General features: G+C 68.7%; 21 protein-coding genes and 2 pseudogenes. 10 read left to right on the top strand and 13 right to left on the bottom strand.

The genetic code is table 11. From position 1 onward, the window contains the following. Positions 1–5 precede the first annotated feature (5 nt). Positions 6–1004: an inorganic phosphate transporter gene (locus tag AB8O64_RS20640; protein ID WP_361934757.1), complete on the top strand. Its 999-nt coding sequence runs from the start codon at positions 6–8 to the stop codon at positions 1002–1004. A gap of 128 nt (positions 1005–1132) precedes the next feature. Here AB8O64_RS20640 and pstB read toward each other — a convergent pair whose 3' ends face one another. The 4 genes from pstB to pstS form a co-directional block, all read right to left on the bottom strand. Next, a complete protein-coding gene (gene pstB / locus AB8O64_RS20645; RefSeq protein WP_130879236.1) occupies positions 1133–1912 on the bottom strand; it encodes a phosphate ABC transporter ATP-binding protein PstB in 780 nt (259 codons plus the stop codon). Positions 1913–1938: 26 nt separating this feature from the next. Then, complete coding sequence (gene pstA, locus AB8O64_RS20650; protein WP_370420554.1) at positions 1939–3015, bottom strand: phosphate ABC transporter permease PstA; 1077 nt, start codon at positions 3013–3015, stop codon at positions 1939–1941. Then, the gene (gene pstC / locus AB8O64_RS20655; RefSeq protein WP_370420557.1) at positions 3012–4004 is read right to left on the bottom strand and encodes a phosphate ABC transporter permease subunit PstC; all 993 of its coding nucleotides are present in this window, start codon (positions 4002–4004) and stop codon (positions 3012–3014) included. Before pstC ends, pstA begins: the two co-directional genes overlap by 4 nt. Positions 4005–4110: 106 nt before the next feature. Further along, on the bottom strand, positions 4111–5241 hold the full coding sequence (pstS, locus tag AB8O64_RS20660) for a phosphate ABC transporter substrate-binding protein PstS (protein WP_370420559.1): 1131 nt from the start codon (positions 5239–5241) through the stop codon (positions 4111–4113). Between the two features lie 480 nt (positions 5242–5721). On the opposite strand from pstS, the gene AB8O64_RS20665 reads away from it, so the two are divergent. Further along, positions 5722–6771: an NlpC/P60 family protein gene (locus tag AB8O64_RS20665; RefSeq protein WP_370420561.1), complete on the top strand. Its 1050-nt coding sequence runs from the start codon at positions 5722–5724 to the stop codon at positions 6769–6771. A 278-nt stretch (positions 6772–7049) separates the two neighbouring features. Beyond that, entirely contained in the window at positions 7050–8273 is a 1224-nt protein-coding gene (locus AB8O64_RS20670) for a PP2C family protein-serine/threonine phosphatase (RefSeq protein ID WP_370420563.1), read from the top strand. Positions 8274–8304: 31 nt separating this feature from the next. Here AB8O64_RS20670 and AB8O64_RS20675 read toward each other — a convergent pair whose 3' ends face one another. The 3 genes from AB8O64_RS20675 to AB8O64_RS20685 all read right to left on the bottom strand — a co-directional run bounded on the left by AB8O64_RS20675 (position 8305) and on the right by AB8O64_RS20685 (position 9765). Beyond that, positions 8305–8670, bottom strand: coding sequence for a DUF2516 family protein (locus AB8O64_RS20675; protein ID WP_209516076.1), 366 nt, complete (start codon positions 8668–8670; stop codon positions 8305–8307). Between the two features lie 103 nt (positions 8671–8773). After that, positions 8774–9358 (bottom strand): hypothetical protein, encoded by a 585-nt coding sequence (locus tag AB8O64_RS20680; protein WP_370420565.1) that lies wholly within the window; start codon positions 9356–9358, stop codon positions 8774–8776. 17 nt (positions 9359–9375) lie between these two features. Next, positions 9376–9765, bottom strand: a complete 390-nt coding sequence (locus tag AB8O64_RS20685; protein ID WP_370420567.1) for a helix-turn-helix domain-containing protein — start codon at positions 9763–9765, stop codon at positions 9376–9378. 184 nt (positions 9766–9949) lie between these two features. Here AB8O64_RS20685 and AB8O64_RS20690 point away from each other — a divergent pair, with 184 nt between their 5' ends. Then, positions 9950–10750 (top strand): hypothetical protein, encoded by an 801-nt coding sequence (locus AB8O64_RS20690; protein ID WP_370420569.1) that lies wholly within the window; start codon positions 9950–9952, stop codon positions 10748–10750. A 334-nt stretch (positions 10751–11084) separates the two neighbouring features. Here the strand turns inward: AB8O64_RS20690 and AB8O64_RS20695 are convergent. From AB8O64_RS20695 to AB8O64_RS20715, 5 genes and pseudogenes are all read right to left on the bottom strand, one after another. Continuing rightward, a pseudogene (locus tag AB8O64_RS20695) lies at positions 11085–11313 on the bottom strand (IS630 family transposase); the annotation flags it as partial. 253 nt (positions 11314–11566) lie between these two features. Continuing rightward, the gene (locus AB8O64_RS20700) at positions 11567–13348 is read right to left on the bottom strand and encodes a serine/threonine-protein kinase (protein WP_370420570.1); all 1782 of its coding nucleotides are present in this window, start codon (positions 13346–13348) and stop codon (positions 11567–11569) included. A gap of 232 nt (positions 13349–13580) precedes the next feature. Continuing rightward, positions 13581–14021: pseudogene (locus tag AB8O64_RS20705) on the bottom strand (helix-turn-helix domain-containing protein); the annotation flags it as partial. A gap of 127 nt (positions 14022–14148) precedes the next feature. Beyond that, positions 14149–14448: a hypothetical protein gene (locus tag AB8O64_RS20710; RefSeq protein WP_370420572.1), complete on the bottom strand. Its 300-nt coding sequence runs from the start codon at positions 14446–14448 to the stop codon at positions 14149–14151. Positions 14449–14716: 268 nt separating this feature from the next. Further along, on the bottom strand, positions 14717–15616 hold the full coding sequence (locus tag AB8O64_RS20715; RefSeq protein ID WP_370420574.1) for an alpha/beta fold hydrolase: 900 nt from the start codon (positions 15614–15616) through the stop codon (positions 14717–14719). Between the two features lie 147 nt (positions 15617–15763). Here AB8O64_RS20715 and AB8O64_RS20720 point away from each other — a divergent pair, with 147 nt between their 5' ends. From AB8O64_RS20720 to AB8O64_RS20730, 3 genes are all read left to right on the top strand, one after another. Further along, positions 15764–16663, top strand: a complete 900-nt coding sequence (locus tag AB8O64_RS20720) for an RNA polymerase sigma-70 factor (RefSeq protein ID WP_370423911.1) — start codon at positions 15764–15766, stop codon at positions 16661–16663. After that, on the top strand, positions 16651–17100 hold the full coding sequence (locus tag AB8O64_RS20725) for an SRPBCC family protein (protein WP_370420576.1): 450 nt from the start codon (positions 16651–16653) through the stop codon (positions 17098–17100). Before AB8O64_RS20720 ends, AB8O64_RS20725 begins: the two co-directional genes overlap by 13 nt. Positions 17101–17209: 109 nt before the next feature. Then, positions 17210–18304 carry a MerR family transcriptional regulator gene (locus tag AB8O64_RS20730; protein WP_370420578.1) on the top strand — a complete coding sequence of 365 codons (1095 nt, stop codon included), beginning with the start codon at positions 17210–17212 and terminating at the stop codon, positions 18302–18304. A gap of 31 nt (positions 18305–18335) precedes the next feature. Here the strand turns inward: AB8O64_RS20730 and AB8O64_RS20735 are convergent, their stop codons facing one another. After that, positions 18336–18719, bottom strand: coding sequence for a MerR family transcriptional regulator (locus AB8O64_RS20735; protein ID WP_370420580.1), 384 nt, complete (start codon positions 18717–18719; stop codon positions 18336–18338). Positions 18720–18785: 66 nt separating this feature from the next. On the opposite strand from AB8O64_RS20735, the gene AB8O64_RS20740 reads away from it, so the two are divergent. The 3 genes from AB8O64_RS20740 (at position 18786) to AB8O64_RS20750 (ending at position 21615) form a co-directional block, all read left to right on the top strand. Beyond that, a complete protein-coding gene (locus AB8O64_RS20740; RefSeq protein WP_370420582.1) occupies positions 18786–19913 on the top strand; it encodes an alkene reductase in 1128 nt (375 codons plus the stop codon). A 268-nt stretch (positions 19914–20181) separates the two neighbouring features. Next, positions 20182–20949, top strand: a complete 768-nt coding sequence (locus AB8O64_RS20745; RefSeq protein ID WP_370420584.1) for a hypothetical protein — start codon at positions 20182–20184, stop codon at positions 20947–20949. Between the two features lie 177 nt (positions 20950–21126). Beyond that, the gene (locus AB8O64_RS20750; RefSeq protein ID WP_370420586.1) at positions 21127–21615 is read left to right on the top strand and encodes a MarR family winged helix-turn-helix transcriptional regulator; all 489 of its coding nucleotides are present in this window, start codon (positions 21127–21129) and stop codon (positions 21613–21615) included. Positions 21616–21637 lie beyond the last annotated feature (22 nt).

Here is a 21637-nt window from a genome sequence, read left to right on the forward strand (position 1 = left end):
CCCCGGTGGACACGTTCGCACTCGTCGTGACCATCGCGGTCGCGCTCGGCTTCACGTATACCAACGGCTTTCACGACTCCGCGAACGCCATCGCGACCTCGGTCTCCACGCGGGCGCTGACCCCGCGCGCGGCCCTCGCGATGGCGGCGGTGATGAACCTCGCCGGTGCCTTCCTGGGCAGCGGGGTCGCCAAGACCGTCAGTAAGGGCCTGATCGAGACGCCGGTGGGCGACAAGGGGATGGGCATCCTCTTCGCCGCGCTGATCGGCGCGATCGCCTGGAACCTCATCACCTGGTACTTCGGGCTGCCCTCGTCGTCCTCGCACGCGCTGTTCGGCGGCATGGTCGGCGCGGCTCTCGCGGGAGGCACGACCGTCATCTGGTCGGGCGTCCTCGAGAAGGTCGTCATCCCGATGTTCCTGTCGCCCTTCGTCGGGCTGTTCCTCGGCTATCTGGTGATGGTCGTGATCATGTGGATGTTCCGGAAGGCCAACCCGCACAAGGCCAAGCGCGGCTTCCGGATCGCGCAGACGGTCTCGGCGGCGGGCATGGCGCTCGGCCACGGTCTCCAGGACGCGCAGAAGACCATGGGCATCGTGGTGATGGCCCTGGTCATCGCCGATGTGCAGGACGCGGGCGCCGCGATCCCGGTCTGGGTCAAGGTGGCCTGTGCGCTGACGCTGTCGCTCGGCACCTACGCGGGTGGCTGGCGGATCATGCGGACGCTGGGCCGCCGGATCATCGAGCTGGACCCGCCGCAGGGCTTCGCGGCCGAGACGACGGCGGCGTCGGTCATGTACACGGCGTCGTTCATGTTCCACGCGCCGATCTCGACCACGCATGTCATCACCTCCGCGATCATGGGCGTGGGCTCGACCAAGGGCTCGCGCGCGGTGCGCTGGGGTGTCGCGAAGAACATCGTGCTCGGCTGGTTCATCACCATGCCGGCTGCCGCGGCGGTCGCCGCGTTCAGCTACTGGATCGTGTACCTCGCCTTCGGGTGAGCCGATCCCGCGCCTGAGCGGCGCGTGAAGGACACGGGCCCGCCCCCTGGTAGTCACAGGGGGCGGGCCCGTTGCCTTGCGGCGGCACCGCCATGCAGCGCCGCAAGGCGGCTGGGGAGGGGACCGGTCTATCCGAAGCGGCCCGAGATGTAGTCCTCCGTGGCCTGCACCGACGGGTTGGAGAAGATCCGCTCGGTGTCGTCGATCTCGACGAGCTTGCCCGGCTGGCCGACGCCCGCGAGGTTGAAGAACGCCGTACGGTCCGAGACGCGGGCCGCCTGCTGCATGTTGTGCGTCACGATGACGATCGTGAAGCGCTCCTTCAGCTCCCCGATCAGATCCTCGATGGCGAGGGTGGAGATCGGGTCCAGCGCCGAGCAGGGCTCGTCCATGAGCAGGACCTGCGGCTCGACGGCGATCGCGCGGGCGATGCACAGACGCTGCTGCTGACCGCCGGAGAGGCCCGCTCCCGGTTTGTTCAGCCGGTCCTTGACCTCCTTCCAGAGGTTGGCGCCCTGGAGGGACTTCTCGACGATGCCGTCCAGCTCGGCCTTGCGGACGCGGCCGCCGTTGAGCCGGACGCCCGCGGCGACGTTGTCGTAGATCGACATGGTCGGGAAGGGGTTCGGCCGCTGGAAGACCATGCCGACCGTGCGGCGCACGGAGACCGGGTCCACGCCGGGGCCGTAGAGGTTCTCGTCGTCCAGCATCACCTTGCCCTCGACACGGCCGCCGGGGGTGACCTCGTGCATGCGGTTCAGGGTGCGCAGGAAGGTGGACTTGCCGCAGCCGGAGGGGCCGATGAAGGCGGTCACGGAGCGGGGTTCGACGGTCATCGAGATGTCCTCGATGGCCTTGTGGCTGCCGTAGTAGGCGTTCAGGCCGCCGACGTCGATGCGCTTGGCCATGTGAATCAACTTCTTTCGTGACCGCGTCAGCGGCTGGTCTTCGGGGCCTTCCAGCGGGCGATGCCGCGGGCCACCAGGTTCAGGATCATGACGAAGGCGATGAGGACCAGGGCCGCTGCCCAGGCGCGGTCGTAGCTGGCCTCGTTGCCGGCCGCCCACTGCTCGTAGATGTAGTACGGCAGGGAGGACTGGGCTCCGTCGAAGGGGTTGTTGTTGATGACCTGGGAGCCGAACACCAGGAGCACGATCGGGGCGGTCTCACCGGCGATGCGGGCGACCGCCAGCATCACACCGGTGGCGATGCCGCCGATGGCGGTGGGCAGGACCACCTTGAGGATCGTGCGCCACTTGGGTACGCCCAGGGCGAGGGAGGCCTCGCGCAGCTCGTTGGGGACGAGCTTGAGCATCTCCTCGGTGGAGCGGACCACCACGGGCATCATCAGGATCGACAGGGCCATCGAACCGGCGAAGCCGGAGTAGCCGAAGTCGAGCATGATGATCCAGAAGCTGAGGATGAACAGACCCGCGACGATCGACGGGATGCCCGTCATGACGTCCACGAAGAACGTGACGGCCTTCGCGAGCCGGCCGCGCCCGTACTCCACCAGGTAGATGGCGGTCAGCAGGCCGATCGGGGCCGAGATGGCGGTGGCGATGCCGACCTGCTCCAGGGTGCCGATGATCGCGTGGTAGACGCCGCCACCGGGCTGGATGGTCAGGACACCGGACATCGAGTGGGTGAGGAAGTCGCCGTCGAGGACCTTGATGCCCCGGGCGACGGTCTCCCAGACCAGGGAGATCAGCGGGACGACGGCACACAGGAAGCAGACCCACACCAGGCTGGTGGCGAGGCGGTCCTTGGCCTGCCGGCGGCCTTCGACGCGGGTGGCGAGGGCGTACATCCCGATGACGAAGAGCAGTCCGGCGATCAGGCCCCACTGGATCCGGCTGCCGAGCCCGGCGCCGAGGCCGATGCCGACGGCCACGGCCACCGCGCCGAGCGCGAGGGCCGGCGGGGTCCAGCGCGGCAGCCGGGGCTGGTGCAGGGTGTACGGGCGCGGGGCGCCGTCGGCGACGGGCGGCTTGTCCATGGTCACGCTCATGCCGTGTACTCCTTGCGGCGCGCGATGATCATCCGGGCGGCACCGTTGACCAGCAGGGTCAGCACGAACAGCACCAGACCCGAGGCGATCAGGGCGTCCTTGCCGATCTCACCGGACTCCTTGAAACTGCTCGCGATGTTCTGAGCGAACGTTCCGCCACCCGGGTCGAGCAGGCTCTTGCCGATCAGGAAGCTCGGGGAGAGCACCGTCGCCACGGCCATGGTCTCGCCGAGGGCGCGGCCGAGGCCGAGCATCGAGGCGCTGATGACACCCGAGCGGCCGAACGGCAGGACCGACATCCGGATCACTTCCCAGCGGGTCGCGCCGAGCGCGAGCGCTGCCTCCTCGTTCATCTTCGGGGTCTGCAGGAAGACCTCGCGGCTGACGCTGGTGACGATCGGCAGGATCATGATCGCCAGCAGGATGCCGATGGTGAAGAGCGAGCGGGCGGCACCGTCGTGGTACGCGAAGATGCCGGTCCAGCCGAGGTAGTCGTTCAGCCAGCTGTACAGGCCGCCGAGGTGCGGCACCAGGAACAGGGCGCCCCACAGGCCGTAGACGATGGACGGGACGGCGGCCAGCAGGTCGATCACGTAGCTCAGCGGTGTCGCGAGCTTGCGCGGTGCGTAGTGCGAGACGAAGAGCGCGACCCCGATGGCGACGGGCACGGCGATCAGCATCGCGATCAGCGAGCTGACGACGGTGCCGAAGGCCAGCACCGCGATGCCGAAGGCCGGCGGGGTGGAGTTGGCGCTCCATTCGAAGGTCGTGAAGAAGTTGCCCTCGTTGTGCGAGAGGGCGTTCACGGCCCGCACGGCGAGGAAGACCGCGATCGCGGCCATGATCACCAGGAGCAGGATGCCGGAGCCACGGGAGAGTCCGAGGAAGATCCGGTCGCCCGGGCGGGTGGCCGACTTCGCCTGCTCGGCCGGGGCCGGGGCGCCTGACAAGGGCGGCGGGGCTGCTGAAGTTGCGGGGGTTATGTCCATTTTGTATCCACGGGTTCTCCGGTCTGCGGAGCCGGCTTCGGCTCCTGGCGCGGCGGTGCACCGGATGGTGCGGCCGGCCCCGTGAGCGAGGGCCGGCCGCACACGGTCAGGAGAGGCTCGCGATGTTCTCGCGGACCTTCGTCGCGATCTCGGCGGGCAGCGGGGCGTAGCCCATCTCCTTGAGGACGGACTGGCCGTCCTCGCTCGCGATGTAGGTCAGGAAGGACTTGGTGGCGGGCAGGGTCTCGGCCTTGTTGCCCTTGTCACCGACGACCTCGTACGTCACCAGGGTGATCGGGTAGGCACCATCGGCCTTGGTGGCGTAGTTGAGCTTGAGCGCGAGGTCCTTGCCGGTGCCGACGATCTTCGCCTCGGCGATGGCCTTGGACGCGTTGTCGGAGGTGGCCTCGACCGGGGCGGAGGCTCCGGTGTTGAGCTTCACCGTCTTGATCGAGTTGGCGCCGGCGTAGGAGAGCTCGAAGTACGAGATCGCGCCCGCGGTCTGCTTGACCTGCGAGGACACACCGGCCGAGCCATCGGCGGACTGGCCGCCCTTGGCCTTCCACGCCTTGGCGGGCTCGTAGGGCCACGACTTGTCGGCGGCGGCCTTGAGGTACTTGGTGAAGTTGTCCGTGGTGCCCGACTCGTCCGAGCGGTGGAACGCCTGGATCTTGAGGTCGGGGAGCTTGGCGCCCGGGTTGAGCTTCTTGATCGCCTCGTCGTTCCACTTCTCGATCTTCGAGTCGAAGATCTTGGCGAGGGTGTCCGCGTCCAGGACCAGGTTGTCCACGCCCGGGACGTGGTAGCCGATGGCGATCGGGCCGCCGAGCAGGGGGAGGTTGATGCCCTGGCCGCCCTTGACGACCTGCTTGGACTTCGCGACCTCCTCCGGCTTGAGCGCCGAGTCGGAGCCCGCGAAGGCGGTCTTGCCCTGGAGGAACTCCTGGATGCCCGCGCCGGAGCCGGTGGGCTTGTAGTTGATCTGAACGTCCTTGCAGGCCGCCATGTAGTTCTTGACCCACAGGTCCATGGCGTTCTTCTGCGCGGACGAGCCCGAGGCCAGCAGCTGGCCCTTGCCCTCGCACTTGATCTTGCCCGCACCCTGGGTGGTGCCCCCGCCGGTGGAGCCGCCGCCGCTGTTGTCGTCCGAGCCGCACGCGGTGAGTACCAGGGCACCGGAAACGGCGATGGCGCCGAGGGCGACTGCGCGGAGTCGGTTCTTACGCTGAAGCTTCACTTTCGGGTGTTCCTTTCGGGAGCCGCCGCGAGGCGGCGTGCGAGAGGTCGGGGGTGCTGTTCCGCTGAGCGGCCAGCGAGCCTGCGCCGCACTTGATCCTGCGGGCTGACCTGCTGATTCATAGTGTTCGGCGGCACGGGGGCGGGGCCTGTTCGGCCGTTCGGCTCGCACCTTCCACGGTCGAAATTAGGCAGAACAGGTGAAGCGGTCGATGGGGAAGAGTGAACGGGAGGTGAACCTCGGCCGTCAGTGTGGTGGCCCTGGCCAAAGGCCGGTTTCCGGCCGAGTCCGTGAGAGATCTCTATCGGTTTTCGATCCTCCGTGGCACCATCCGTTCCTCGTGTGACGGCAAGTCAGGCGTGGGGGCGGAAGTCGCGGAGGTGTCCTGTGAGGCGGAACGGCGGCGGGATCGCGGGTACGACGGCGGTTCGTGTGGGGCCTGTGACGGGTTTCGGCCGCACCCGGGGCAGACGTACGGCCGTGGCGACCGCGCTCGTGTGTGCGGTCGTGACGGGTGTGATCGTCACGCCGGGCGTGGCCCACGCGGACCCCAGTCCCCCGCAGCGGAGCCTGGAGGATGTCCACAGGGAAGTGGAAGACCTCTACCGCAAGGCGGAATCCGCCACGGATGCCTACAACGCGGCGAGCGAGGCGCAGTCCCGTCAGGAGAAGTCGATCGTGGAGATCGCCCGCTCGGTGACCGCGGCCCAGGCACGCATGGCCCGCCTCAAGAACCAGGCCGGAGCCCTCGCCCGCTCCCAGTACCGCGCCGGCGGCATGCCGGACGGCGCGCGGCTCTTCTTCGACGCCGCCCCCGACTCCTTCCTCGACGGCGTCTCCCTCGCCCACAAGGGCGAACAGGCCACCCGAGGGCTGCTCGCCCAGGTCGCGGCCACCCAGAAGAAGCTCGACGGCTATGCGAAGGCCGCCGACGAGCGCTGGAAGAAGCTCGACGGCGAGCGGAAGAAGAAAGAGGACGCCAAGAAGGAGATCGAGACCCGGCTGAAGGACGCCAAGCGGCTCGAGGAGCGGCTGGAGGCGAAGGAACGGGAGCGGCTGCGCCGCATCGAGGAGGAACGCGCCCGGGAGGCCCAGCGGGCGTGGCTCGCCACGGAGGCCGTGAAGACGGTCACGCTGAAGGAGGCGGGGACGAATGCCTCTGGGGCGTCCTCTGCGTCGACCACGGAGGGTGGTCGGGCGGTCGCCTTCGCGACGGCGCAGATCGGCAAGAACTACGTCTGGGGCGCGGTGGGCCCCGACACCTTCGACTGCTCCGGCCTGACCCTCAGGGCCTGGGAAGCCGCCGGCCGCGCGATCCCCCGCACGTCCCAGGAGCAGTGGCGCCTGCTCCCGAAGGTCGACGTCAAGGACATGCGCCCCGGTGACCTGGTCATCTACTTCAAGGACGCCAGCCATGTGGCCATGTACGTGGGCGACGGCACGATGGTCCACGCGCCGCGGCCCGGCCGCCAGGTGACGTTGGCCGGGGCGGGGTCGATGCCGATTCTGGGTGTGGTGCGGCCGGGGTAGTGGGGGTGGCTACCCGCTGCGCGCAGCGGACACCACCCCACGTCGGCGGCAGCGGACCCGCACCCGGCAGACGTCAAAGCACCGCGCAGTGGAAAGCGTGATGTTTGTCATTGGTCATTTCGCCCCGCCCGCGCCAAATGCCGCCAGGCAAAGGGCATATGACAGCGGTCCGTGGCTCCGCACCATTCCTTTGGCCCAAGCCTTGCCGCTAGTGTCGCGTTCGGCGCCCGCCGGTCGGTGGGGGCCGTGCCTCGGGGGGTGGGAAGGAAGCCGAAACGATGCCCGTACCCGCGCCGAGCCCGGCGGAGCAGCCCGCCGTGCTGCCCGACGGCGGGCTGACCCTGCTGGTGATCGAGGACGATCCCGGTGGGTCACTGTCGTTCTCCGAGCTGCGGGGCACGGCGGGCAAGCCGGTCCGGGTCCGTACGGCCCGTAATCTCACCGAGGGCGAGCGGCTGCTCACCGATGACGTGCAGTGCATCCTGCTCGATCTGGACCTGGCGGGCGTGGAGTGCCTGCCGGGGGAGACGGACGACGGGTTCGAGACGCTGCGCGCGGTGCTGCGGCTCGCGCCGCGCCAGGCCGTGCTCGCGCTGGTCCCCGAGGGGGACGCCGAGCGCGCGGCGGAGGCCGTGCGGGTCGGGGCGCAGGACTATCTCTTCCGCGACGAACTCGACGCGCGGGTGCTCAGCCGGGCCATTCGCTACGCCGTGGAGCGCAAGCGCGCGGATCTCGCGCAGTGGCAGCTCACCCAGTCACGGCTGACCGCGCAGGAGAACGCCCGGCTCGAGCGCGGTCTGTTGCCGACGCCGCTGCTGGCGGGTTCCGATCTGCGGTTCGCCGCCCGCTACCGGCCGGGCCGCAGCAGGGCGCTGCTCGGTGGTGACTTCTACGACACGGTCCGTACCCCCGACGGCACGGTGCACGCGATGATCGGCGATGTCTGCGGCCACGGCCCGGACGAGGCGGCACTCGGTGTGGAACTCCGTATCGCGTGGCGTGCGTTGACGCTGGCCGGACTGTCGGGCGACGAACTGCTGTCCACGCTCCAGCAGGTGCTGGAGTACGAGCGCGCGGACGAGGAGATCTTCGCGACGCTGTGCACGGTCGACATAGCGCCGGACGGTCGGCGGGCGGGGCTGTGCCTGGCCGGGCACCCGGCCCCGTTGGTGGTCCGCTCCGGGCAGGCCCCGTATCTGCTTCCGCAGGAGGACGGCGGCCCGGCGCTCGGTCTGCTGTCGCACGCCCGCTGGCCGCGCCGTCAGGTCGAACTCGGCGCTGCCTGGAGCCTGATGATGTACACCGACGGCCTGATCGAGGGCCGGGTCGGCGAGGGCACGCAGCGGCTCGGCCAGGAGGGCGTGGTGGAGTTGATCACCCGCCAGGTCAAGGAGGGGCTGCGCGGCGAGGAACTGCTGGACGCGGCCGTGACGGAGGTGCGGGCGCTGAACGGCGGCGAGTTGACCGACGACCTGGCCGTTCTGCTGCTCGACTGGGGCTAGGCCCTGGCCGACCGCCGGACACGCCCAGTGGCTAGCGGCGCGGCTTGGGCCAGCTGCGACGGCCGTTGATCTGCTTGAGGGACGCGCGGACGTCCACGTAGTAGACGATCGTGGCGATGAGGGCGGCGAGGATGAGGAGGAATCCCAGCCCGCCGAAGATCCCCGCCAGCGAGGCCCAGCCGCCGCCCAGGTAGCGGGCGGAGGGCAGCCCGGAGACGAGGGCGGCGAGGGCCGTGACGACGATCCAGAACCGCTTGGTCTGCTTGCCGATCGCCCGGAAGGCGTCCTCGCGGGTGGTCGCGGCGTCGACGACCGCGGCCAGGGCGAACAGGCATAGCACGCGGGGGAGCCATTCCCCGAGCCAGTCCAGTGCGCTGCCGAACCCGTCCACCAACACGCGGCTCACCTCAAGGTCGATTCATTTGCGGACGCTTGCGCGCCACCGTACCCGCAACAGCGGTCCGGGCACGCGGCACGCGCCCCCGGACCGCTGTGGAGTGCTACTCGCCGGGCTTCGGGTCGGTCTTCTTCGCGGCGGGCTTGCGGGCGGTGGGCTTCTTCGCAGCGGGCTTGGTGTCGTCCTGGGCCGTGGCGTCGGAGGCCTGCGCGGCCTCGGTCTGCTCGCCCTTGGCGGCCTGGCCGTCCGTCTGCGGCTCGCTGTCCGGCTCGATGGCCACGGCGATCTCCGCGACCTCCTCGGCGGCCTCGCCGCGCCAGGTCTTCACGGCCCCGCGGCCGCGGTCGGCCAGCTGCTCGAACTTCTCACCGGCGGCGGCCGCGAGGCCGACGGCCTGCCCGACGCCCTGGAGCGCCAGGTCCTGCGCGGTCTGGCTCAGCTTCTTCACATCGGTGTCCAAGGTCCCGATGATCTCGGTGAACTTGGTGCTCACCGTGGTCTGCACCTCCTTGGCCTGCTGCGTCACCTTCTCCTGGACGGCCTTGGGGTCGGTCTTGCGCAGCTTCTCGATGCGCTCGGGCGCCTCGTTGACGAGCTGCCCGATCTTCTCGGCGGTCAGATCGGCCGCGCCGGCCGCGGCGTAGGCGGTGTCGGTGGCGGCCTTGCGGATGTCTTGGGCGATGGCCATAACGATGGTCTCCCGGATCAGCTCGAAGGTGTGCCGGCGTCTTTGCCGTCGTCGTCCGTCGCGAGCCCGTTCTCCTTGCGGAAGGACTCGTAGATCTGGAGCAGCACCTGCTTCTGCCGCTCGTTGATCGAGGGGTCGGCGAGGATCACACTGCGGACCTCCGCCTCTCCCCTGTCCCGTTCGTCGAGGATCCCGGCCTGCACGTACAAGGTCTCGGCGGAGATCCGCAGCGCCTTGGCCAGCTGCTGCAGGATCTCGGCGCTCGGCTTGCGCAGGCCGCGCTCGATCTGGCTGAGATACGGGTTGGACACTCCCGCGGCGTCGGCGAGCTGGCGCAGGGTCAACTGCGCGCTGCGGCGCTGTTCCCGCAGGTACTCACCGAGGTTGCCGACGTTGAGTGATGCCATGGAGTCGATGCTGCCGCACCTTGCTAACTTTTGCAAGCACCTGCTTGCAAAAGTGCGCCCGCCCCCAGGGTGACTGAGTGTGACCGAGCACGGTAGGTGTCGTATTTGCGCGACAACTGTCGCCGTCCAGGTCCAGTCGGAAATTGTGGGGCGGTTTCGGGCTACGGCGCCATAGATTGGCGCTATGCCCGATTTTGCGCATGACGAGGCCACGGCCCGACGCGCTCTCGACGTCATCGACCAGTTGCTGGCCACCCGCGACAGGATGGCCTCCGGAGTGGGCGGCATCGGCTTCCTCCGCGAACACGAGGCAGTGGCACCAGTGGCGTGGAGCTGGTGGATGCTCATTTCGGACTCCGCCCGCGTGGTGGCGGAGACGGCCAAGAACGGTAACGGGTTCGTCGTCGCACCGGTGATGCGGAACCTGATGACGCACGCGGTGGCGATGGCCTGGCTCGTCGACGGCGGCGACGCCGCGGTGCAGGCCGTTGACGCCTACAGCGACGACCAGCTCCTCAAGCTGATCACTAACGCGAAGCGAGCTGGGTGGGATGTCGAGGGAGACGAGGTCGAGGCAAAGGTCCGTGCCGCTGTCGACGAACGCACCGCCCACCCGGCCCCTGAGGTTGTCCGGCTGACGAACGAGATCCGCAACACCGCCGACCTGATGGCGGCATTCGGAGAGCAGGAAGGCTATCTGCCCTACCGGCACCTCAGTTCCTACTCCCACACCACACGAGAGACAGCGCAGCTGTATCTCCATCGCACACGGGCCGGCGGCTGGGAACTGCGCAACAGGCCCAGGGAGAGTGGCCTGAACGACGTCATTTGGACGGTCGTCTGCCTGATCCAGGCCGGCCGGATCCTTGACTCCATCCTCAGCGAGCAGTTGCTGGCCGAGGAGCTTGACCAGGCCACCGCGCACCTCGGTATCTCTGGGGACATCGTCCCTCGGCGTCGTCTTCGCCGGGACGCCGCCAACTGACGTGGGCGACGCCCAGCTTCGGCGAGCAAGATGCCGATCCCGTCGCCACGGCGTGATAGCGCCATCTCAGGGCACGCCTATCGACGCCGCCTCACCAGCCGATCCTCCAGGTCGCAGTCGCAACCCGACCCAGCGGCCGCATCGCCCTGTCCGGCTGGAGCTTCGAACGTGGCAGCAAGTGCAGCCCGGCCCGGGTGCCGTCGACGCCGAAACGGCGGCGCACAATCCCGGCGATCCGGCCAGTGTCCAGCACTGATCGAGCCAGCCAAACCCGGCCGGACCGGCCTGATCGGATTCGACCTCCAATCCCCCTACCCCCAGCCCTTAGAGATCTCTAGTCTCCTGAGTCGTTAATTCGTGTGCAGTATGCAGCTAGGGTGTCGAGGGGTGTGGCCGGCGGTCTTCGCCCAGACGAACGGCTTGGGGTTCTTGTTCCACTCGTTGATCCAGCCGCGGATGTCCCGTTCGAGTTCGGCGACGCTGTGCTGGGCCGAGCGGCGGAGTTTGCGGCAGGCCAGTTCGGCGAACCAGCGCTCGACGAGGTTGAGCCACCCTCCAGCCGATTCGCCAGGAATCGGGCCCACCACTTGCGCACCGTCTCCCGCGAGACACCCAGATCGAGAGCCGTGCGGTCGTCCCGCCCGGCGCGGGCGCCAGCACGATCCTCGACCGCAACACCAACGCCTGATACGCCGTCCGCTTACGCAACCAGCCACGCAGCACCTGACGTTCGTGATCAGGCAACTCCAGCGACAACGGCTTCGGACCAGGCACCACCCCGTCCTATGACCGCCCTTGAACTCTGGACTCAGGACACTAGCGCGTCAGGGTGCCGAGGACCTTCCCGAGCGTGACGGCCACGTCGAAGTCCCGATCCCATGTGAGCGCGACGAGGTCGTCGAACTCCGCCTCAGGACGGAGCAGATCGAGGACGTCGGCTTCGAATACTGAGCCCGGTTCAGCGAGGTCGAGCGCCTCGTCGCGGAAGCAGCGGTAGGTGTTGCGTGACCGGAACATGACCGAGTACCCACCGTCTACGAGCTCTCCCACCGAGACATCCCACTTCGCTTCAAGCGCCTGCAGTGTGCCGGCGACGCGGTCGGCGTTGAGCGGCCCGGTCAACAGATCCGCTCCCACCGCCTCTCGGGCCGAATTCAACGGAAGCGTCTCGTCCCAGAGCACCGAGAGGTGGCGCTCGAAACCGATGTCCTCGCGAACTGTTTTGTCGAACTCCAGGTAGTCGGTGTCCAGATTCGTACGCATCCAGCGGGTGATCCAGAGGATCGGGGCGTTGATCAGATTCGCCCGCAACGAGCGATTGCCTTCACCATAGACAGATTCACGGATGCTCGTCAGCAGCTCTTCGCAGTGGTAGTCCTTGCAGAACCGGAACAAGTGAGCCGACCGCCGTGGCAGACCGCCCCAGCGCGAAGACCGAGGGAGGGGGAAATCAGCCAGAATCGTCTCCAGCTCGCGTTGGAGTCCCGGCTTGGCGGCCGACACCACGAGAGCGTCGTCGTTCTCGTCCCACCGCCCGGCGCCCTCATAGTCGAACTTCGCCTTGCACGAGGCATACACAACGGCTTGAGCACACGTATTGAACAGCTCCGTGCTCACCCGGTACGCAACCTCGCAGTGATAGTTGAGGTTGAATCGGTCGAGCTCTCCGTCGGCCACCCGCTCGAAGACATGCTTCGCCGACAGCACGTCTCTCGCGGCACGGCCGAGGATCCGCTCGACCTCGCCGGACGAGCTGTCGGCGGGCGCTTCGTTGGGGCGCAGATCATCGGAGATCTCCTCGATTGCCGAGTCGAGCCGCTGAAGGGTTACCCGAAGCATGCCGCGTACGGTGTCGATTCGGAGCCGCTGCGCCTCGTCTTGGAGCAGCATCTGTTCAATGATCAGGTCGAGGTCGGCCAGGAAGGGGTAGCGGTCGCGCACAAGCACGTGTCGGCGCCCTCGGGCGTTCTGCTTCGTGAACATCTCGGTTATGACGAGGCCGAGCGCAAAGATATCCGCCGGCTTGCCGATACCGAGGGCGTTGTTCCTCACCATCTGCTCGGGAGCGAGGTAGTTCCGGTTCACCAAGAGGTCCCCGCGATTCGTGAGCAAGGAGTCCTTGAAATGCGCGATGCCGAAGTCGGCCAGGACGAGCCGACGCGCATCAGGGTCGACGAGGACATTCTCAGGTTTGATGTCGCGATGCACTATGCCGTCGCCGTGCACGTACGCGAGCGCATCGCAGAGCTGGCGCGCGTAGTCGAGAAGCACGTCAGCATCGGTTTCGGCGTTGATCACGTTTCGCAGCGTCATAGGGTAGAAGTCCATGACGTAGTAGAAGAAGTTCGCGTCCTCTGAGCGCGCGTGGATACTCACGACGTTCGGGTGGCTCGATGTCTGCCCGTACTCGATCTCCTGCTTGAAACGCTTGTTGCGAGCGGAGTCCGCGTCGCGGTTCTTCTTAATCCGTTTGACTGCGAACACCTGACCGTCGGGCTTACGGCGAACCTTCCACACCACGGCTGATCCGCCCTCTCCCGGAGCTGAATCGCGGTCGTAAGTGACTCCGTCGATGATGAACGGTTCATTCTTCGGCATGAATCCACCCTACTGACCCTCGGGGCGGTGACGTCGGCCAATTGCCGCCAGGACCAAAGCGTTCTCCAGCGGGGCGAGGTAGATGCCCACCACGTCGCGGACCTTGGTCACGAACTGAGGGTCGGTACAGCTTCCAGGTCTCCACGATGTGCGGCTTGAGGCCGAACGCCCGCCAGATCCGCGAGACGGCTGACTGCGACATGCCCTCCGCCTCGGCCGTTGAACGTGTCGACCAGGGCGAATCACCCGTCGGTGGCGCCTGGCCGAGCGTCCTGGCGACTAGGGCTTCGACCTGCTCGTCGGTGATCCTTCGCGGTGGCCCCGAACACGGTCGGTCCGCCAGGCTCTCCAGCCGGTTCGCGGCGTACCGGGACCGCCACTTGCGTACCGTCTCTCGCGAGACACCCAGATCGTCAGCTATCTGACTGGCTCTCGATGCGAGTGACCTGATCAGGACCGGGGTGATCCACGCCGGGCACCATGGGGTTCTCGTAGTCGAATTCCACCTTGCCGAAGGAGTCGCTGGTGATGGGCGGGGGGCATTGTCGGCGATGATCAGTTGCAAGCGCTCGCCATATGCGTCAGCCAGCGTCCTGAATCGACTGTAGATCTCGGCTGCGCGTTGCCGGTCGGAGGCGTTGGTGCCAAATGCCTTGCGCGGTGAATCGATCACGAGGAGCGATGGAACGAGGACTCAGGCTCAGCGGCCGTCGGCCTTGGCGGGCTGCCCCCGGACCGCGAGCCCGGACCGGCGGTCCGGGCTCGGTCGCATCGCCACCGGGATCAGTTGAGCTTCCTGTTCACTGCATGACGCGGACGCTCCATCCCCTGGGGAAGAAGCCGTTGTTGACCGGCCACACCATGCCGATGACGTTGCCTCCGCATCCCGGCTGGTCGAAGACCGCCACCGGGGAGTTGGTGTAGTTGGTCACCATCAAGTTCAACGCGGGTGCGGTATGGCACGACTGCCGGGCGGGATCGGTGATGACGCGTTGCCCGAGGTGCAATTTCCCGACTGCGGCATTGGCCGACTGAGTGAGACCGAGCGTGAGCAGAGTGCTCCCGCCGAGTATGCCGAGTGTGCGCACGAGACGACGCAAGGCGACCTCCCTGGTTCTGAGACTTCGGCCCGCTCACCCGCTGGTTCGGTCGGAACCGGCGGGGCGGCGCCTTGACGTCCCGAACGTAAGGACGAGAGCGTCCCCATCACCAGAACCCTCCCCCCACTTCGGGACGGTAGAACGGTGACACCCACCTTGACCAGCGACGATACGCGCCGCCTGGAACGCCGAAAGGGGACGTCCCTGCCCCGCACGGTCGGTACGAATGGGTGACGTGGGGTCGAGATCGATCCGTGCCGCCGCAGCTTCAGCGAGACGGATAGCCCTCGGCGCGGTGGACGAGCGTGGCGATGCGCGTGGCGAGCTCGGGCCATAGCTCTTGGGGGAGGTGGTGGCCCATTCCCTCCAGGATCACCAGTTCGGCACCGGGGACCGCGGCAGCCGTGGCCCGGCCGCCACTGGCATCGCAGACGACGTCCGAGGCGCCGTGCATCACCAGGGTGGGCAGCCGCAGGGTGCGCAGCCGTGCGGTGCGGTCGCCCGTTGCCATGACCGCGAGGGCCTGGCGTCGCATGCCGAGGGCGTCGTAGCCGCGGTCGAAGACCCGGCCGGACCGTTCGGCCGCGGCGGCCGCGTCGAACGTGAATCCCGGTGACGCGGCGAGGCGCAGGGCGCGCACCTGCCACTCGACGAACGCCTCCCGGTCCTGCGGCGGTGCTCCCAGCTCGGCGAATACCGAGAAGTCGGCCTCGCCCACGCCGGGTTCACCGGTCGTGGACATCATCGACGTCAGCGAGCGGGCCCGGTCCGGGTGCTCGATCGCGACCATCTGGGCGATCATCGCGCCCATCGAGGTGCCGACGAGGTGCACGCCGTCCAGGCCGAGCGCGTCGAGCAGACCGTCGGTGTCGGCCGCCAGGTCGGAGAGCGAGTAGGACGCCGTCGAGAGGTCACCGGTCAGGGCCGCCGGGAAGTCCGGCACGGGCGCGTCGGGGAAGTGTGTCGACCGGCCGCTGTCGCGGGTGTCGAACCGGATCACTTGCAGGCCACGGTCCACCAGTGCCTGACAGAAGCCCTCCGGCCAATTGATCATCTGTGCCCCGGCCCCCGTGATCAGAAGGACCGGCGGTGCGTCGGGTGCACCGAGACGTTCGTAGGCGATCTCGATTCCGAACGGGCCGACATTCCGCGCTTTCAGTTCGGGCATGGCCAAAACGGTAGCCGCGTCGGGTTGTTCACCGACACAGGGCCGCGTCCGCAGCCCCCGCCGCGCCCGTGTGAAGCGGATCACAGCGGCGGGCTGTCACGGTTCGCGGGCATGGTGTGTCTCATGGGTGGCCGAAGAGAGGAGCCGATGGTGGGGGACGCTTTCACCGAGCACCGTTCGCTGTTGTTCACCATTGCCTACGAGATGCTGGGCAGTGCAACCGACGCCGAGGACGTGCTGCAGGAGAGCTATCTGCGGTGGAGCGCGGTCGATCAGGCCGCGGTCGAGCACCCGCGTGCCTACCTGGTCCGTGTGGTGACCCGACAGGCCCTCAACCACCTGCGCGCGGTCAAGGCGCGGCGCGAGGAATACGTCGGCACTTGGCTGCCCGAGCCGATCCGCACCGCACCCGAGGTGAGCGAGGACGTGATCCTCAGCGAGTCGGTGTCGATGGCCATGATGCTCGTGCTGGAGACGCTGAACCCGGCCGAGCGCGCGGTGTTCGTGCTGCACGACGTGTTCGGCTACACCCACGGCGAGATCGCCGCCTCGATCGGGAAGACCGAGGTCACCGTCCGGCAGATCGCCCACCGCGCACGCCGGCACGTCCACGCGCGGCGCCGCCGCTTCGAGCCCGACTCCGCGGCCACCCGGGAGATCGTCCACCGGTTCCTGCACGCGACGACGACCGGCGAGGTCCAGGCGCTGATGGACCTGCTGGCACCCGACGTCGTGCAGGTCTCCGACGGCGGCGGGAAGGTGTCCGCCGCCCGCTACCCCATCACGGGCCGCGCCGACGTGGCGCGGTTCGTCCTCGGGGTGGCCCGCACCAGCGTCACCGCGACGACCCGCATCGAGCACGCCACCTACAACGGCATGCCCGCGGCACGCTCCCTCACCGACGGCGAACTCGACTGGCTGCTCGCCTTCGAGATCCACGACGGACAGATCACCGGCCTCTACGTCATGCGCAACCCGGACAAGCTGCACCGCGCCGATGCGGTGCGCCCACTCAACAGGGGAGAACGCCAGCCATGGAAACCATGATCGTCGAGCGCACCATCGACGCCCCGATCGACGACGTCTTCGCCTGGCTCACCACGACCACCAACTACACCGCCTCACCTCTGGTGTTGCGCTGCCGTCTGACCCGGCGCGGTGAGACCGCGCCGTACGGTCTCGGCGCGGTGCGCAGTCACCTGTGGATGATCGGCTGGTTCCGGGAGCGCATCAGCCACTACGACCCGCCGTACGCCACCGAGTACGTCGTCGAGCGCAGCCTGCCGCCGGCCAGGCACGAAGTCGGCCGTATGACGTTCACCGAGACCGACGGCGGCACCCGGGTGTGCTGGACCACCCGCGCCGAGATCCCCGTCCCGTTGCTGGGCCCCTTCCTCACCCGGCGCGTCGCGCGGCCGATCATCACCCGCACCTTCGGCAACATCCTCGCCGCCGCCGATGCCGCACTGGCCCGACGTCCCTAGTCGGCACACCGGGTCGGCGGCTCGGGAAGCCGCCGGTTGACCTTCACCTTGGGGGAGGCCACAGCATCACAGGAGCCGGGCGAAGAGCCCGGCACGATGAGGAGCGAGCATGGGGTTGCTGACCATCGGGGCGTTCGCGAAGGCGTCCCGGCTGTCACCGAAGGCACTGCGTCTCTACGACGAACTGGGCCTGCTGACCCCCGCCCGCGTCGACCCGGTGACCGGCTACCGCCTCTACGCCCCGGAGCAGCTGGACCAGGCCCGCCTGGTCGCCTGGCTCCGCCGTCTGGGGATGCCCCTGGCCCGCATCCAGCATGTCTGCGGGTTGGAGGCGGACGCGGCGGCGCGGGAGGTCCGCGCCTTCTGGGCCGAGGTCGAGGCCGACACCGCCGCACGGCGGGATCTGGCCACCTTCCTCATCGGCCATCTGTCCTGGAAGGACCCTGCCATGTCCCCGAACACCCAGCCCCTGGGCATCCGTTACGCCGCGCTGTCCGACGCCGGCCTGGTTCGCGAGAGCAATCAGGACACCGTCTACGCCGGTTCCCGACTGCTCGCCGTCGCCGACGGGTTCGGCCGCGGCGGCGCGCCCGCCGGCGCCGCGGCCATCGAGGCCCTCAAGTGCCTGGAATCCGACGGCATTCCGGCAGGCAATCTCCTGAACGCCCTCGAGGACGCCGTCGAACACGCCGGCCGGGCCGTGCGCGGCGTCGCCGGGACCGACCCTTCCCCGCAAGAGATCGGCACCACGCTCACCGCGATGCTCTGGACCGGATCGCAGCTGGCCCTCGTCCACATCGGCGACTCCCGCGCCTACCTGCTGCGTGACGGAGAGCTGTTCCAGATCACCCACGACCACACCATGGTGCAGTCACTGGTCGACGAGGGACGCATCAGCCCGGAGGAAGCCGCGTCCCATCCGCAGCGGTCGCTGTTGATACGAGCCCTGGCCGGGGGCGGTGGCGCAAGCCCGGACCTGCGGCTGCATGACGCCCGGCCCGGGGACCGCTATCTGCTGTGCTCCGACGGGCTGTCCGCCGTGGTGCCGACGGAGGACGTGTGCCGGGTCCTCACCACGGTCGACGATCCGGAGGAGGCCGTACGCCGGCTCGTCGCCCTGGCCAATGAGTCCGGCGGTCCCGACAACGTCAGCTGCGTGATCGCCGACGTGCTGGCCGAATGCGTCGGGCCGGGGAAGCCGTGACCGCCGGGCCGCCTCCTCCCCGTGCCCGCCGCTACGGTTCGGCCCGGGCGGGCCGGAGGCGGTCCGACGCCGTGTCGATCACTTCGTCCAGGACGTCGCGGGAGCGGATCAGATCGGTGATCATTCGATTGATGCGGTCCCGTTCCGTGGCGAGTTCGGTGACCAGCTGAGGAGTGGCGATCTCGGACGGGCCGCCGTCGGTGTCCCGCATACACGGGAGCAGCAGCGCGATCTTCTTGCTGTTCAGCCCTGCGGCGTAGAGCGCCTGGATGCGGATGACCCGGTCGACGGCCCAGTCGCCGTAGACGCGGTGGCCGCTGGGGGTGCGCTCGGCCCTCAGCAGGCCCTGCGCCTCGTAATAGCGCAACGAACGCTCGCTCACGCCGGTGCGTTCAGCCAGTTCACCGATCCGCATGCCCCACCCCGTCCGCCGCCGTGCTCATTTGAACCTGACACCAGTGTCAACTTTTACCGTACGGGCATGACGAACGCCCGCGTTGACTCCCGCCTCTTCGAGCCCACCCGCCTCGGCCCTCTGGCGCTGCCGAACCGTCTGGTGATGGCGCCGCTGACCCGCAATCGTGCCGGTGCCGACGGCGTCCCCACGCCGATCATGGCCACGTACTACGCGCAGCGCGCCTCCGCCGGCCTGATCATCGCCGAGGCCGCCACGCCGAACGCCGTGGGGCAGACCTATCCCAACATCCCCGCGATCTACAACGACGCGCATGTGGCCGGATGGCGGAACGTCACCGACGCGGTGCGGGCCTCGGGTGGCCGGATGTTCCTGCAACTGCAGCACGGCGGCCGGGCCGGCCACCCCGACAACAGCGGGCTGACGCCGGTCGCGCCTTCGCCGATACCGCTCCCGGAGACGATCCACACCCCCAGCGGCCGCCAGGAGGCCGTGGTGCCCCGGGAGATGTCCCTTCAGGACATCCGTTCCACGGTGGCCGATTTCGCCGCCGCCGCCCGTAACGCCGTGGCCGCCGGCTTCGCCGGAGTGGAGGTGCACGGCGCCAACGGTCACCTCCTGCACCAGTTCATGGCGCAGGGCAGCAACCACCGCACCGACGCCTACGGCGGCTCGGTCGCCGGGCGTATCCGTTTCGCCGTCGAGGTGGTCCGGGCCGTCGCCGACGCGATCGGTCCCGACCGGGTGGGCTTGCGGATCTCCCCGGGTGTGACCTTCAACGGCGTCGACGAGGGCGACACCGAGAGCATCTACCCGGCCCTCGTCGAGGCGCTGGCGGACCTCGGCCTGGCCTATCTGCACATCGTCTTCGCCGACCCGGAGCAGCCCCTCTTCCAGGAGATCCGGAAGGCCTGGCCGGGCACCCTGATGGCCAACCCCGTGCTGGGCTGGGGTGTGCCGCTGCCCGCCGACGGCGGCCGGGAGGCGGGCGAGCGGCTGCTGACCGCGGGAGCCGACCTGATCTCCCTCGGCCGCGCGTTTCTGGCCAACCCCGACCTCGTCGAACGGCTGCGCGTCGGCGCGCCGCTCAATCCGGTGGGGGACAAGGGCCTGATGTACGTGGGCGGAGAGGCCGGGTACACCGACTACCCCGTCATGGCCGCCGCCCCGGCCGCCGTCCCGGTCGCCTCCTGACGGTCAGCGGCCCGGGACCGCCGGGTCGAGCCGGCGGTCCGCCCGGAGTGGCGTCGGTCACGCCGGTAAAGGTTGTACGTGAATGCGTCTCGATTGGATGGCCCTGGGATTGCGTGGGCGTCACGATTGACGTGGACAGGGGCATTCCCCTGATCGCAAGGCGGGAACAGGCCTTATTTTCAGTGTCCACAACAAATTCCGCGTGTCACCGGTCGAGTGAACTTCGCGTGGGGAGCGTTGTTCACCGAGACAGAAGGAAAGCCGTTTCATGCGCCGCACCATCGTTCGCCGTACCGCCGTCGCCGCCTCGGCCGTTTCGCTCGCGCTGCTCGTCGGCGCCTGCGGTTCGTCCGACAAGCCCGCCGCCGATGCCTCCTCCGAGGGCAAGGAGAAGGGCAAGGAGAGCGCGTCCGCCGGCAAGGTCCTCACCAAGGCCGAGCTGGACAAGCTCATGCTCGTCGACGGCGACCTGAAGGACCACAAGGTCACCAACGCGAGCGAGGCGGACCTCGCCTCGGTGAAGGCCGCCACCACCGACAAGGCCGAGTGCAAGCCGCTCCTCGACGCCATGACGCTCCAGTCCGGTGGCAAGCCCGCCGCGACCGCGGTGCGCAAGATCATGGCGATGCCGGCGAAGCCCGCCGAGAACGCTTCCCCCGAGGAGAAGGCGAAGGCCGGTCTGAACGCCCTCGGCGCGACGATCACCTCCGATGTCCTCGGCTCCTACGAGGGCAAGGGCGCCCAGGAGGCCCTCGCCAAGCTGACCGCGGCGGGCAAGGCCTGCACCGGCGGCTTCACCATGATCGTCGGCTCGGACAAGACCAAGATCTCCAAGGTCGAGCCCGCCACCTTCAGCGGTGGCGACGAGGCGGTCGCCTTCACGCTGACGCTCGACGCGGAGGGCGCCACCAACGCGACCCACGTGGTGGCGTCGCGCAAGGGCAGCACGCTCGCGACCCTCTTCGCCATGAGCCTCGCCGGCAAGGCCGAGCAGCCGAAGGCTGTCGCCGACGCGCAGCTGGGCAAGCTCGGCTGAACCTTCCCGGGCTGACACCGCAGCTCCCGGACCGACACCACGACCCCGCCCCGGCGCCTTCGCCGGGGCGGGGTTTCGTGTTTTCGCCGGTCGCGCGCCGCGCGCGGCAGGGCCCCGACCCCGAGAAGGTCAATTTCCGGATCATCCGTCACGGATCGAATTGTTACGCTGACGCGCATGACTGCCATGGCGCCCGCCCGCACCGAACCCGACCTCTCCTTCCTGCTCGACCACACCAGTCACGTGCTGCGCACGCGGATGGCGGCGGCGCTGGGGGAGATCGGGCTGACCGCGCGCATGCACTGCGTGCTGGTCCATGCCCTGGAGGAGGAGCGCACCCAGGCCCAGCTCGCCGAGATCGGGGACATGGACAAGACCACGATGGTGGTGACCGTGGACGCCCTGGAGAAGGCCGGGCTCGCCGAGCGGCGGCCGTCGGCCCGGGACCGGCGGGCCCGGATCATCGCGGTCACCGAGGAGGGGGCCCGGGTTGCCACGCGCAGTCAGGAGATCGTCGACCGGGTGCACGAGGAGGCGTTGTCGGCGCTCCCCGAGGGTGACCGCAAGGCCCTGCTGCAGGCCCTGAAACTCCTGGTCACCGGGCATCTCGCCGTTCCCGTCGAGGGGCCCCGGCCGGCTCGCCGCGCGCGTCAGCGCGAGAAGTGAGGGCGCGGTAGCCCCGGGTCGG

The sequence above is a fragment of the Streptomyces sp. QH1-20 genome (genome assembly GCF_041283565.1).
Taxonomy (GTDB): Bacteria; Actinomycetota; Actinomycetes; order Streptomycetales; family Streptomycetaceae; genus Streptomyces; species Streptomyces syringius.